Raw genomic sequence first — 12,951 nt, 5'->3', positions numbered from 1 at the left:
CCCACATCATCCAAGCATCATTGTCAGGGGCGTATCAATGAAACGTTTTCTTTTCGCACTGTTTGTCGCGGTTTTTGCCCTGGTGGGTTGTGGCAAAGACCCTGTTGTGGCTGATATTGAGGCCTTTAATACCGTAGGCAATCATGCTTTCAAGGATGTTGCCCCAACCATGGCATCGCTCAACGAACGCACCGCTGTTGCCAAAACCAATGAAGAGAAAGCTGCCATTTTGGGCGAACTGGTCACCCTGATGAATGACAAAAGCAAAATGCTGGGTGACTTCAAAGCCAAGACACCAGAAGTAGGCAAGATCAGCGAAGCCATCACCGGTGGGTTCAAGAGTGCAGCGGAAGGCGCGGCGGAAGCCCAGGCAGCCATGCTGCATAATAGTCAGGATGAACTGGGCAGCGCCACCCGCAAGATCACGAACGGGCAGACGCTACTGCGCCAGGGAATGGAAGACTTCATGAAGCTGGCTCAGGAAAAAGGCGTCAAGCTCAACAAATAGCGGCCATGCGTGGCGGATATCAATGAGTCAAGCGAATCCTGATTGCGGTGATACGGGTTCTGATCCTGCCACCAAATCCAGCGACCACGCGATCGGGCCTCTCAAAAGCGTTTTCCGGCTATATCGGAAAACCGGGCAGAAGGGGCAGGCACGGTAGATGCAGGAACGCCTGAAACCTCCTTCTATCAGCAGGAACAGCGCAGAGCGCCAGCTGACAGGGGAGGCGCTGTTGGTAGTGTACAGTGGGGGTTTGCCGCAAAATTCTCACATTATTTGCCATTGGGGTAAAATCGCTGCTCGTTTGTGTCGCCTGCGGGCCTGGAATGGGCCGTAAGCGTGCTGGCACAGCGAAAGCAAAACATTTTCTGCACTTTTTGAACGATATAAATAATGTCCGAATCTACCGCACAAGCCCCCGCCCAGACAGCACGGGACCTGCTCAAGGCGCTCCAGCAACAATTCCAGGTGCTCCGCGATTATGCCCCGCTGGCCATTGGCATCGACAAGCAACTGCTTGCGCAGCAACCGGACATCAACCGCAAGCTGCTTCGTTCTGCCCTGGGCATGCACACCAAATCGGTGCGTTACCTCAAGACGCTGCAATCGGCTACTGTGCGCTTCAATCTAGACGGCAGCAATGCCGACGCCGTGAGCGAGGAGCAGCGTGAGCTGGCTGCCAACTTGTTGCGCGAATACTTCAAGCGCCGTGCTGAGCAACACAAGGCGGAGGCTGCCGCCGAAGCCGCCAAAAAGGCCGCCGAAGCGGCCGAACAGCAGCGTGCAGAAAAACTCAGCAAGCTCCAGGAAAAATTCTCCCGCAAATAGTCCCGCCAAGTGGCTCGAAGGAGCCGCTTGACCGCGCCCCGGCGATGAAATCCCGAACCCCCTCACCAAGAACAAGGTGCGTGGGTGGATCGGCGCGGCGCGGGTAGGCTGATGCCTCTTCTCCAGAACAGGGCTACATAGCAAAGCATTCCAAACCCTGAAAAAGGTATGGATTGAGGCCAATGTTTCCGATGTGGATACCGGGGATAGCGGGTGTCTGACCAAACGCAATCGGTCAGGATATTTATTATGCCAAAAACATCAATTCTAATATTGATTTTGGTGTGTATGACGGATTTGATAGATATTCACTGAGTTAAACCGTTCTTGGCTTTTAATATGATTTTCATAGTATTAACCCCCGGCTGTTAAGCGCCGCACAGCGGCTCCGGGCTTTCTTCTCGGGTGGGCAGGTAGCGTTCATGCACCCCCCGCACGACTCAAATATCTGATTGATGAAGAATGGGAGTAGCGCTTCGTAAGCGCTCATGTTCTATATTTTAAGCTAAGTACCTCCCGCAAAGCGCTTTCCACATAAGGGGCATCCCTAGTATAAACTTGCCCAAAAAGGCAGGACATTTGGTCCTCGTATGCCCTAAGATTGTGTAAAACCGTAAATTGCAAAGAGCCACCCATGTTTCTGACCTGCACTGCCAGCTTGACATGCGGTTTACGCCATGCCTCCCGGATCTGGGTGCTCATTCTGCTGATGGGGCCCGGGCAGATATGTCAGGCAGAAGTGACGACAGTGATGCTGACGGCAACCCAGGTCGTCAAAGATCCGCGCACAAGCTATGCAGGGGCTGTTCTGGCCCTGGCGCTGGAGAAAACCCGATCAGAATATGGCGACTTCCGCATCCAGAATACGCCAGTGATGAATACCGCCCGTGCGCTGCTGGAAATCAAGGCCAACCGGATTGCCAACCAGCTGATCGTCACCTCATTCCAAAACAAGATGCTTGACGATGGCTTGCGCTACGCCAATTTTCCAATCGAATACGGCGTAACCGGATATCGCGTCTGTTTTGTCTCCCCAAATGCCAAAGAAGCGGTGCGCCGGGCGAAAAAACTGGCTGACCTGCAAAAATTCACTATCGGTCAGGGCTCCGGGTGGGCAGATGTTGCAGTTTTGCGCCACAGTGGCTTCAAGGTGGAAGAATTGAGCAACCACGAAAGCGGCTATCTGATGGTGGCCAGCAATCGCATTGATTTGTACTGTCGAGGCATCAATGAAGCGATGGAAGAATGGCAAGATCATGCCAATGTCACAGGGCTCACCATAGATAGTTCAATGGCCTTGCGCTACCCCCTGCCACGCTTCTATATCAGCAACCAGAAAAACTCCGCATTGCTTGAACGCATCTCCAAAGGCCTGCATCTGGCCCATCAAGATGGCTCCCTGCAAAAAGAGTGGCGCAGATTTTATGCAGAAAGCGTCAGCTTCGTAAAGCTGAAAAACCGCCGCATCTTCAACCTCTCCACTCCGAATATCGACAGGATTGATTTTGACTACCGGAAATATTTCATCAACCCGGAGCAGGCAATGTCTGCCAAGTAGTAACCGTTGCGCTAGTGAGACCTACGTAACAGCGGCAAAAGGGCTTGATTCCCGAACCGCTAAGGCGGACTGTCGCGCTGCTTCGAATCCACCTTACGCGTCAGATCAAAAGCTAAGTTTGCTAAGCAAGTTCACAAAGACATAAACCCCGTTTTTGTATCCGCCAGTAACAACAAAACAAATATGGCAAAAATGAAAATAGCCAGAACAATTTTGAATCCTCCCCTACTCGCCTCCCTATAAACACATAGGCAAAAGCAGGAATAATAGCCAACAACAGAACAACGGGAAGCAGTATGACAAAAGCCATCCACAAATAGCCATCATACTTTTCATGACTAACAGCAAAAACAAAAATGCTCACAAAAATGTAGACGTGTTAAGCCATTGGGAAAATATTTTTAGTTTCTGCATTCCCAAAATTTCATGTCAAGAACCCCTGTTGGCAGACCGGTACTTGCTATTACGTGGGGGTTAGCCATGTAGGGCGAGGGTTGGCACCCAAACCCGCGCGGGATAACGGTTGACTTGGCATTTATGATTTGTTTGATGGTTTTTTTTGCGCTGTATCGTATTGTTTTGATACCTACGCCTGTGGCTTCGATTGGGCTGATCGTTGTGTCCTGTCACACGCAGGTTACGGCTTCGCCTAACCCTCCTACATGGTTATTTTAAAATTTATTGATCAGGTTGATGCAGCCTATCCCCAAGGTAGAATAGCCCCCAAAAACTAGTAATCAACATCTGCCAAAAAACAAAAAAGAAAAACATCATGTAAGAAATAGAAAATAATACATGAAACTTTGTGGAAATGATGTTCTTTACTGGGAGGTAGATTGCCTGACCAAGGATAGCCAGCATTATCAAGATAATACTTTCTGCTGTCAGGAAAGCAAACATTGAACAAAGAAACCTTCTTCTGGTGAGTTCAATTGGAACTTTTTGGCCTTGTACCACGATATCGATCTTTGGTGCAGGTGCAGGCATGGTTTTATCAATGTCAGTTTTATTGAACGTAGCTATAGCAGCGAGCGCAGCTATATAAAAACCAGGTAATCCCTGAACAAAGCCAAGAATCTTAGAGATTACGGCGCCATCAGTATAAAGTGGAATATTGCCGTACTCTTTTAGCCAAAACAATAGACCAGTTGATAGTGCAGCGACAACTAGCGGATAACCCCAGTCTACTATCCATTTTTGTTTATGTTCAATGTATAGATAAGATAGAGGACTAAGCAAATGTTTAAACATTATGCCTCCAGCTACAAAAGTTCTTTCATCTTTTCAAGAATTGCATCGCAAAAACAATCATAGGATGATTTCAAATCAAATCCAAAGCTATCTAGCTTTTCTTTTTTAACATATCCCTGTGCAGAAGCGTCATCAGTATCGAATTCTACGGTTCTATCTACACCAGTCGGCGTTTTGAACTTGATACGCGCACGACTATAGTCATCTTTCTTTCCAGTAAGTACCTTTGTTATTCGACTGCATTTATCTTTTATCGGCCGATCTTCATCCTTTAAAGTCAATGCTAATATTTTGCATTTTTCTTGAATATATCCATCTTCATCAATACTGGTGTATTTCTCTTTTTCAGTAATAAGTTCAATGGATTGAATTTTTCCATTATCTAAATCGTATTTTAGATCGTCCGAAATATGACCTTCAAACCCGAATTTGAAATTAACGTTATATTTTTTCGGTTTGCCTTCATTGTCAACAGAGCCGTCGGGATGATTCTGTTCAAATTGTTGCGGAGCAATCGCTTTGGCGTCATAAAGAATTTGATTGAATAACCGTTGGACAACAAATATACCAAGTCCAGTGCAATATTCAATCAACACCAAAGCAGGTTCCAAATCATTTTGAGGAATTTGCACAATTATATGAACAGAAAAATCTTGTCCTTCTTTTTCCTGCTTTTCTGCTGTACGGCGTTTATGTTCCGTTGGGATAGTGAAAACGGGATCAGACATTCCTTTGTCTGACTTATTTACTAAAATACTAATAATATTACCGTCCTGCTTCCAGTCAGATACATAGAGCTGTTCCCGCCCTTTAGACATTTCTTTGATGCGCTGTTCAATTGGAACTAGTTCTATCAGTTGAAATGCCTTTCTAACTGAAATTGGTTTGGGTGCTTTAAAGGTTCGAGATTCAGCATCAATGATAAGATCGTAAAACAACACTAAGCGCTCAGTTTTTTTCATATTCCCCTCCCATTTGAGAATTTTCTTATAGCCTACAACTTCTTATATGTTTTTTCATCCCATGTTCGTAGCAAACTGCGCCGAACGTCACGCGTAACGGCAAGCCCAAGTCCTCAATTACGAAGATGAACCTAATCCATTTAGAACAATTCGCTTTGCTCATCGCTTCCTTTGCCGCCGTCGAATGATTGCTTTTGGCTCGCATTGCTGTGCGTCGGCTTTGATCAGTTTCCCACCATTCATGCTGCATTAATATTTAGTCAATCGTCAAGGGGAAAGTCGGGTAGGTGTCACGTTATTTGTTTCGATAGCCTTCAAAATATCCTATGACGATGCGGATGGAAACAAACGAAGAAGATGGGGCAAAAAAAACCCGCACAGCGTTGTGCTGTGCGGGTTTTGAGGGGGCGAACCGCTTGAACGGTCTAAAATGTTACTCCGATCGCATTTGCGGGAAGAGGATCACGTCGCGGATGGCGGCGCTGTCGGTGAGGAGCATGACCAGGCGGTCGATGCCAATGCCGCAGCCGCCGGTGGGGGGCAGGCCGGTTTCCAGGGTGCGGATGTAGTCGGCGTCGTAGTACATGGCTTCTTCGTCACCAGCGTCCTTGGCTTTGGCTTGTGCCTGGAAGCGGGCGGCTTGGTCTTCGGGGTCGTTCAGCTCGGAGAAGGCGTTGGCGATTTCGCGGCCGACGATGAAGAGTTCAAACCGTTCGGTGATGGTGGGGTTGGCGTCGGAGGCGCGGGCAAGCGGGCTGACTTCGACGGGGTAGTCGATGATGAAGGTGGGGTTCCAGAGCTGGGCTTCGGCGGTTTCTTCGAAAAACGCCAATTGCATAGCCCCCAGGCCGACTTCGCCCCTTGGCATGGCTTTGCGTTTTTGCAGTTCAGTAGTGAGCCAGGCGGCGTCGGTCAGTTGTGCCTCGGTGTATTCCGGGCAGTACTTCATGACGGCCTGGACGACGGTGAGGCGGTCGAAGGGCTTGGAGAGGTCCAGGTCACGCCCTTGGTAGGTGAAGTGTTCGGTGCCGAGTGCTTCGCGGGCGGAGAAACGCAGCAGGCCTTCAACGAAGTCCATAAGGGTGCGGTAGTCGGCATAGGCTTCGTAGAATTCAATCATGGTGAATTCCGGGTTATGCCGTGGGGATAGCCCTTCGTTGCGGAAGTTGCGGTTGATCTCGTAGACCTTTTCCATGCCGCCCACGACGAGGCGCTTGAGGTAGAGCTCAGGCGCGATGCGCAGGAACATTTGTTGATCTAGCGCGTTGTGGTGGGTGATGAAGGGCTTGGCGGAGGCGCCACCGGGGATGGGGTGCATCATGGGGGTTTCGACTTCGAGGAAGCCGTGGTTATCCATGTAGCGGCGCACTGCAGAGATGAGCTTGCTGCGGGCGATGAAGGTGTTCTTGGATTCTTCGTTGGTGATCAGATCCAAGTGGCGCTGGCGGTAGCGGGTTTCCACGTCGGCCATGCCGTGGAACTTGTCCGGCAGGGGGCGCAGGCACTTGGAGAGCAGGCGGATGTTTTCGCTCTTGACGGAGAGTTCGCCGGTCTTGGTCTTGAAGAGCACGCCGGTGGTGCCGACGATGTCGCCAATGTCCCAGGTCTTGAAGTCTGCATAGACCTCTTCGCCCACGGTGTCGCGGGTGATGTAGAGCTGGATGCGGCCGGACATGTCTTGAATGGTGACGAAGCTGGCCTTGCCCATGACGCGCTTGAGCATGATGCGTCCGCCAACGGTGACGGAGACCGGTTCGGCCTCAAGGGCTTCGGCGCTGTGGTCGCCGTAGGCGGCGTGGAGCTTGCCTGCGAAGTTTTCGCGGCGGAAATCGTTGGGGTAGGCTTTGCCACTCTTGCGCCATTCTGCGAGTTTGGCGCGGCGTTCCGCGATGATGTGGTTTTCGTCCTGAGCGGGCGTTTCTGCGGCGGGCGTATTTTGTTCAGACATGGTCAATTCCCAAGCTTGTAGAGTGGCTTAATCAAGAAAAACTTGCCAGAAACCTACCATTTTGACTGATTGCGTCGGCGATGTCACATGTTGGGCGGGATTTGTGTCAAAGATTCTGGGGAGAAACGGGGTTTTCAACGCTGGCAGGGGCGAGTTTGCGGGCAATTTCGCGCAGTTTTTGGCGCAGGTAGGTGTGGAGTGGGTCGAGCTTGTTGCGTGGGTGCCAGGCCAGATCAATCGGGAGCGTGAGTTCCGGGTCCTGAATCGGGATGACGCAGAGTTCGTCGCCTAGCAGGCGGCCCATGACTTCGGGCAGCAGGGCGATGGCCGGGGTACGGGCGAGCAACGGGGTGATGGGCTGGAAACTGCCCGTTGATACCTGTATGCGGCGGGCCAAGCCTTGCCTGCGAAACCAGCCATCCACAATGCTGTTGCCCGTGCCTGCGTAGTGGGCTGTGATATGGGGCAGGGCGGCAAGGTCGGTTGCCAGGAGTGGGGCGGTGAGCTGCAATTGCGTGGGGTGGTAGAAGCAGCAGATGCCTGCGCTGAAGAGGTGTTCGCGCATCAGGCTGCTGCGTGGGCGGGGGAAGTAGCCGATGGTGGCGTCGATACGGCCATTGCTGATGGCGTCCTCCAGGTCGTCTGGTGCGGTGGATTCGATGCGTAGCAGCAGATTCGGGGCTTCGTGGCGGAGTTGTTCAACGAGTTCGGGCAGTAGTGCCACTTCCACCAGATCTGGCATTGAAATGTGGATTTCGCCATTGGCAGCGGCGGGGTCGAACTGCGTACTGGGGTTGATCAGGTCTTGCGCCAGTGCGAGGCAATCGGCCAGCGGTTGGCGCAGGGATTCGGCATAGGCACTGAGCAGGTAGCGTCGCCCCTGGCGGATGAGCAGAGGGTCTTGGGTGTGCTCGCGCAGGCGTTTGAGGATGTGGCTGATCGCCGGTTGCCCCAGGTGCAGGCGTTGCGCAGTCTGGCTCACGCTCTGGGTTTCCAACAGGGTGTGCAGGGCGAGCAGGGTATTCAGATCAAACTTGCGTAGCGCCCGTACATTGATATTACTGAGGATAATGTCTGGCATGCTTATTATCGATTTTTGATTGATATATCACCCTATTACACTCATTCCATTGCCCGGGCAAGCTACTCATGGGCAAGCCCTTGTACGAGAAGGGCATCCGCATGCGTAGGCAGGCTGTTGTGCATACCGAAGGTGGTAGCATTCATGACAACAAGAATAAACCGATGGATTCGGAATAAATGAGACGCTTACTGTTGATGATGCTGGGCTGGGGCGCGCTGGTCAGCTCAGTCGGGCATGCCGAGGTGTTGAGCTTTGAGGCTGCGCGTGCATTGGTGCAGGAGCGTTCCGATGCGCTGCACGCGGCAGATGCAGAAACGCGCCGCCGCGAATATGACGTGAAGGCCGCCGAGACGATGGGCTATCCGGAAGTCTCGGTCAATTACGTGGAGATACAAGGGCACAAAAGCCTGGACCTGGGCACCTTCCCCTTCTTGGGGCATATTGTCAAAGAGGCTGATCTGGGTGGGCCGCGCAGTGCCGTGTCGATGAACTGGCCGATCTATACCGGCGGCAAGATTACCGCAGCACAACAGGCCAAGGCGGCAGACGTGGAAGCTGCGCAGGCTGAACAGCGTGGGACGCAGGAGCAACTTGATGGCGAGCTGGCGCGGCGCTACTTTAGCCTGCGTCTGGCCAACGATGTGGAGCACCTGCGCCAGGCGCAATTTGAGCAGACCGAGCGTGACCTCGCCCGTGCCCGCGAGTTTGAAAAGCAGGGACAGTTCAGCGCGCTGGAACGCTTGAGTGCCCAGGTCTCCCGCGATGAGGCCGAGCGCGAGTTCATCAAGGCGGGCCACACCCGCGCCACGGCGGAGGCTGCTCTGGCTCGTCTGCTACGCAGCAATACCCCGGTGCAAGCCAGTTCGCCACTCTTCATGCAGACCCGCCCCTTGGCGCCCTTGAGTGAATGGATGCAGATGGCACAGGATGCCAACCCGGCCTTGGCGATGCTGCGTGCCAAGCAGCAGGCGGCCGAGCAGGGCATCGTAGCGGCCAAAGCAGCGTATATGCCAGAGGTATTCGCCTATGGCGAATACAATCTCATCAAGCGCAACCTTAGCCTGACTGAACCGAACTGGATTGCCGGGCTGGGGGTTCGGATCAAGCTCTTTGCCCGCGAAGATCGCGCCAGCGCAGTGGGTTCGGCCCGTGCCCAGGTGGATCGCGTCGATGCCTTGCGTGCCGAGGCGCGCAACCAGATTGAAACCGGCGTGGAGGCCGCTTGGCTGCGTGCCGAGCAGGCGCAACGGCAATTTGCGCTCTATGCCAGCAGCTTGGATCTGGCCCGGGAAAACCTGCGCCTGCGCGAACGTGCCTTTGATGAAGGGCAGACTACCGTGCTCGAAATCAACGAGGCCCGTAACGCTTTGCTGCGTGCCCAGACCGGGCAGGCTCAGATTGCCTACGAATTCGATATCGCCCTGATTGCCCTGCTGGAAGTGTGCGGGCAAGGTGGGCAATATGTCAATTACATCAAAACTGCCGATGTGAGCTTGCAGCCATGAACAAGTCCGTCAAAATCCTCTCTGTCACACTCTCCCTTGCGGCACTTGCCACCTTCATAGGCGTTGGCCTGTGGTTGGCCAACAAGCCGATCAAGGTGCCTCTGCAGGGGCAGTTCGAAGCCAACACGATCAATATTACTGCCAAGATCACCGCCCGTATCGCTGCCCAAGCTGTGCGTGAAGGCGATGCCGTAGCCCAGGGGGCGGAACTGGTTACGCTGGATAGCCCGGAACTGCGTGCCAAGCAGACTCAGGCCGAAGCTGCCAGTTCTGTAGCCAAGGCCAAGCTTGCCTTGGTCAATGCCGGGGCGCGCAGCGAAGATATCAATGCAGCCGAGGCCATGTGGCGCCGCGCTGCAGCGGCAACCGAATTGGCCGATAAAACCTATCGTCGCCTGCATGCGTTGTATCAGGAAAAGCTGATTTCCCAGCAACGCAATGATGAGGCAGAAACCAATCTGCATGCTACGCAGGCGGCTGAACGTGCGGCCCGCGCCCAGTATGACAGCGCCCTGCATGGCGCCCGCATCCAGGAGAAGGATGCAGCCGGGGCGCTGGCCAATCAGGCAGCAGGCGCCGTAGCCGAAGTGGCTGCTGCCAGTGTCGATACCCGGCTTGTCGCCCCCTTGGCGGGAGAGATTGACAAACTTGTGCTCCACCCCGGTGAGTTGGCTCCGGCAGGTTTCCCAATTATGACGATGGTGGATATGAAGGATGTATGGGCCACCTTTAATATCCGCGAAGATGATTTTGCTGGTATCCGCATCGGTGCCACACTCACGGGCACCGTGCCAGCGTTGGGGGGGCGTAAAGTGGAGGTGAAAATCTACTACATCAGCCCCAAGGGGGATTTTGCCACATGGCGGCCTACACGGCTCTCTGCCGGATATGACGTGAAGACTTTCGAGGTGCGCGCCCGTCCGGTGGCCCCGGTGGAGGGGCTGCGACCGGGGATGTCGATTCTGGTGACGCGTGAGTAGATCATGAGCTTTGCAGCGTTTCGCGCAGTGGTAGGGCGGGAGCTGGCATTCCTGTGGGCGTCCCCCGTTGAACAGGCTCTCTGGATCTGGAGCCCGCTGATGGCGGTGGCTCTGATCCTTTGGCTGTTTTCCGCTGGTTTGCCCGAGGGCTTGCCCATCAGCGTGCTTGACCAGGACCACAGTGCCAGTTCGCGGGAGTTGATCCGCCGCCTGGGCGCCACACGTAGTTTGCGGGTAGGCGTGCTGGCCGAATCGCTGCCCGAAGCACTCGGGCAGGCACGTAGCCGCGAAGCCTATGCCATTGTGCAGATTCCCCAGGGTTGGGAGGCGGAACGCCTGCGTGGTGGGCAAAAGCCCGTAGTGCTCTACAACAATGCCCAGTATTACCTGCCTGCCGGTTTGATCACCGCCGCCGTGCGTGATTCGGTGGCAAGCCTTGCGGGGGAGCAGGCGGTGCTGCGTGAGGCCCGCTTTGGCGGTGGGCTTGTGGCTGCCGGGCAACGCATGGGGGCTGTGCGCGCGGAACTGCGTACCCTGTTCGATCCGCAGATTTCCTATGAATTGTATCTGGGTGGCATGCTCACCCCGATCCTGCTCCATATCTATCTGGTTGTCATGGTAGTCAGTGCCGTGGGGCGTGAGTTCCGCGACCGCACGGTTGAGCAATGGCTGGCGAGCGCAAAGGGATGCCTGCTGTCTGCGCTGGTTGGTAAGTGTCTGCCCGCTGTGTGCCTGCATCTGTGCGTAGGGGGCGTGCTGATGGGAATGCTGATGGGATTTACAGGAGGGCATGTTGCGGGCAGCCTTGTGTTGTGGTTGCTGGCGATGGCTGGTTTTGTGCTGGTGTCAACTGCGTTGGGGGTCTTCCTCATCAGCCTCACGGGCAATCTGCGCATCGGCTTGAGTCTGGCAGGCTTGCTGGTGGCAACCGCCCCTGCCTTCAGCGGTTTCACTTTTCCGCTTGATGCCATGAGCAACGGCGCTCGTCATTGGGGTGAACTGATGCCATTGACTTATTATCTCAAGCTGCAGCAAGGTCAGTGGATGTCTGGTGCCAGCTTGCAGGCGTGGGGGCAGGGCATTTTGCGTCTGGCTGGGTTTGGTATGTTCTTCATGCTCGTGGGATGGATCATGTTACGCCGCCAGATAGCGAACCCGGCGCGCTGGGGGCGGCGATGAGCATGTGGCAGGCCATCCGTGAAACGCTACGCGCCATTCTGCGCGACCAGGGGCTGTTGCCGTTTTTTCTGCTGGCCGTGCCGATCTATTCGCTTTTTTACCCGGCCGCATATTCTACCGAGGCGGTGCGGGGCATCACTCTTGAAGTGGTTGATCTGGATGGCAGTGTCATGTCCCGCCAGATCGTGCGGGATCTGGCAGCCAGCCCGGGGGTACGTTTGATTGGCAATGCACCTTCTGTTGAGGCCGCCCGCCGTGATATGGCCGATGGGCGTTGCGCGGGGGTGACCATCATCCCCGCTGATTTCTACCGCGATGTGTTGCGTAACACCCCTACTACGGTGGAGGCCTGGGGCAGTGGTGCTTTCCCCGTGCAGAACAAGGCTGTGCTCGAAGCCGTTGGTGCCGTGGTGCAGAATGTCGCCCGGCAGGCGGCTGTGGTGCGCATGGTGCGGCAAGGTGCCCCTGCCGCTAATGCCCGCATCGGCCGTGATCCGGTGCCTGCGTTTGTTGAGCAGAATCTATTCAATATTACGCGTGGGTATGGCAGCTACGTGGTAGCAGCCGTGGCGGTATTGATTGTGCAGCAAGTGTTGCTCATCGGCATTGCTGCACTCATCGGTACACTGTATGAGAACCGGGCAGCGCCGCTCTTTGCAGCCGAGGGCTTTGCCACGTCACGCTTTGTGGGCATGTGGTTTATCCTTGCTGCGCTCGTGTTGCCATCCTTCCTCTATATGTTCGGTTTTGCCTACTGGTATCAGGATTATCCGCGTGGCGGCAATGTGGGTGCGATGGCGGCCTTCGCTGTGCTGATGTCATTTGCCATTGTGGCAATGGGGCTTGCGTTGGGGGCGCTGTTCGGCAACCGTGAGCGCACGCTGCAAGCCATGCTGGTGACATCGATCCCTATGCTCTTCCTTTCTGGCACCATGTATCCGCGCGAAGCCATTCCCGCACCACTTCAGGCGCTGGCGGCGCTGATCCCCACCACACCGGGCATGAATGGTTTCATCAAGCTCAACCAGATGGCGGCACAGTGGAATGAAATCAGCGCCGAGGTCCAGCATATGAACCTTCTTATCATCTTCTACGCGCTGATCGCCTGGGTGGGGCTGCGTTTGCGGGCGCGTCGTCTAGCAAGATGATGC

Annotated in this window: 11 protein-coding genes; 7 read left to right on the top strand and 4 right to left on the bottom strand. The window is 54.5% G+C overall.

The genetic code is table 11. From position 1 onward, the window contains the following. Positions 1–37: 37 nt before the first annotated feature. The 3 genes from B145_RS0111630 (at position 38) to B145_RS25370 (ending at position 2,891) form a co-directional block, all read left to right on the top strand. The gene (locus tag B145_RS0111630; RefSeq protein ID WP_018607507.1) at positions 38–508 is read left to right on the top strand and encodes a hypothetical protein; all 471 of its coding nucleotides are present in this window, start codon (positions 38–40) and stop codon (positions 506–508) included. Positions 509–898: 390 nt separating this feature from the next. Further along, positions 899–1,333 carry a ProQ/FINO family protein gene (locus B145_RS0111625; RefSeq protein WP_018607506.1) on the top strand — a complete coding sequence of 145 codons (435 nt, stop codon included), beginning with the start codon at positions 899–901 and terminating at the stop codon, positions 1,331–1,333. Positions 1,334–1,967: 634 nt separating this feature from the next. Next, positions 1,968–2,891, top strand: a complete 924-nt coding sequence (locus B145_RS25370; RefSeq protein ID WP_018607505.1) for a type 2 periplasmic-binding domain-containing protein — start codon at positions 1,968–1,970, stop codon at positions 2,889–2,891. A gap of 678 nt (positions 2,892–3,569) precedes the next feature. Here the strand turns inward: B145_RS25370 and B145_RS0111615 are convergent. The 4 genes from B145_RS0111615 to B145_RS0111600 form a co-directional block, all read right to left on the bottom strand. Further along, positions 3,570–4,142 carry a hypothetical protein gene (locus tag B145_RS0111615; RefSeq protein WP_018607504.1) on the bottom strand — a complete coding sequence of 191 codons (573 nt, stop codon included), beginning with the start codon at positions 4,140–4,142 and terminating at the stop codon, positions 3,570–3,572. 11 nt (positions 4,143–4,153) lie between these two features. Further along, a complete protein-coding gene (locus B145_RS0111610; protein WP_018607503.1) occupies positions 4,154–5,104 on the bottom strand; it encodes a hypothetical protein in 951 nt (316 codons plus the stop codon). Between the two features lie 433 nt (positions 5,105–5,537). After that, the gene (gene lysS, locus B145_RS0111605; RefSeq protein WP_018607502.1) at positions 5,538–7,052 is read right to left on the bottom strand and encodes a lysine--tRNA ligase; all 1,515 of its coding nucleotides are present in this window, start codon (positions 7,050–7,052) and stop codon (positions 5,538–5,540) included. A gap of 106 nt (positions 7,053–7,158) precedes the next feature. Beyond that, on the bottom strand, positions 7,159–8,133 hold the full coding sequence (locus B145_RS0111600) for a LysR family transcriptional regulator (protein WP_018607500.1): 975 nt from the start codon (positions 8,131–8,133) through the stop codon (positions 7,159–7,161). A gap of 179 nt (positions 8,134–8,312) precedes the next feature. Between B145_RS0111600 and B145_RS25365 the strand changes: the two genes are divergently transcribed. From B145_RS25365 to B145_RS25350, 4 genes are read left to right on the top strand one after another with little or no spacing between them, the layout of a single operon-like run. Then, entirely contained in the window at positions 8,313–9,641 is a 1,329-nt protein-coding gene (locus B145_RS25365; RefSeq protein ID WP_018607496.1) for a TolC family protein, read from the top strand. Next, positions 9,638–10,621 (top strand): HlyD family secretion protein, encoded by a 984-nt coding sequence (locus tag B145_RS25360; protein WP_018607494.1) that lies wholly within the window; start codon positions 9,638–9,640, stop codon positions 10,619–10,621. The genes B145_RS25365 and B145_RS25360 overlap by 4 nt, the downstream gene beginning before the upstream one ends. A 3-nt stretch (positions 10,622–10,624) precedes the next feature. Beyond that, the gene (locus B145_RS27485) at positions 10,625–11,800 is read left to right on the top strand and encodes an ABC transporter permease (protein WP_018607492.1); all 1,176 of its coding nucleotides are present in this window, start codon (positions 10,625–10,627) and stop codon (positions 11,798–11,800) included. Beyond that, entirely contained in the window at positions 11,746–12,948 is a 1,203-nt protein-coding gene (locus tag B145_RS25350) for an ABC transporter permease (protein WP_083917731.1), read from the top strand. Before B145_RS27485 ends, B145_RS25350 begins: the two co-directional genes overlap by 55 nt. The last annotated feature ends 3 nt before the right edge of the window (positions 12,949–12,951 follow it).

Source organism: Uliginosibacterium gangwonense DSM 18521, assembly GCF_000373965.1.
GTDB lineage: Bacteria > Pseudomonadota > Gammaproteobacteria > Burkholderiales > Rhodocyclaceae > Uliginosibacterium > Uliginosibacterium gangwonense.
This window is presented reverse-complemented; position numbering and strand designations above follow the sequence as displayed.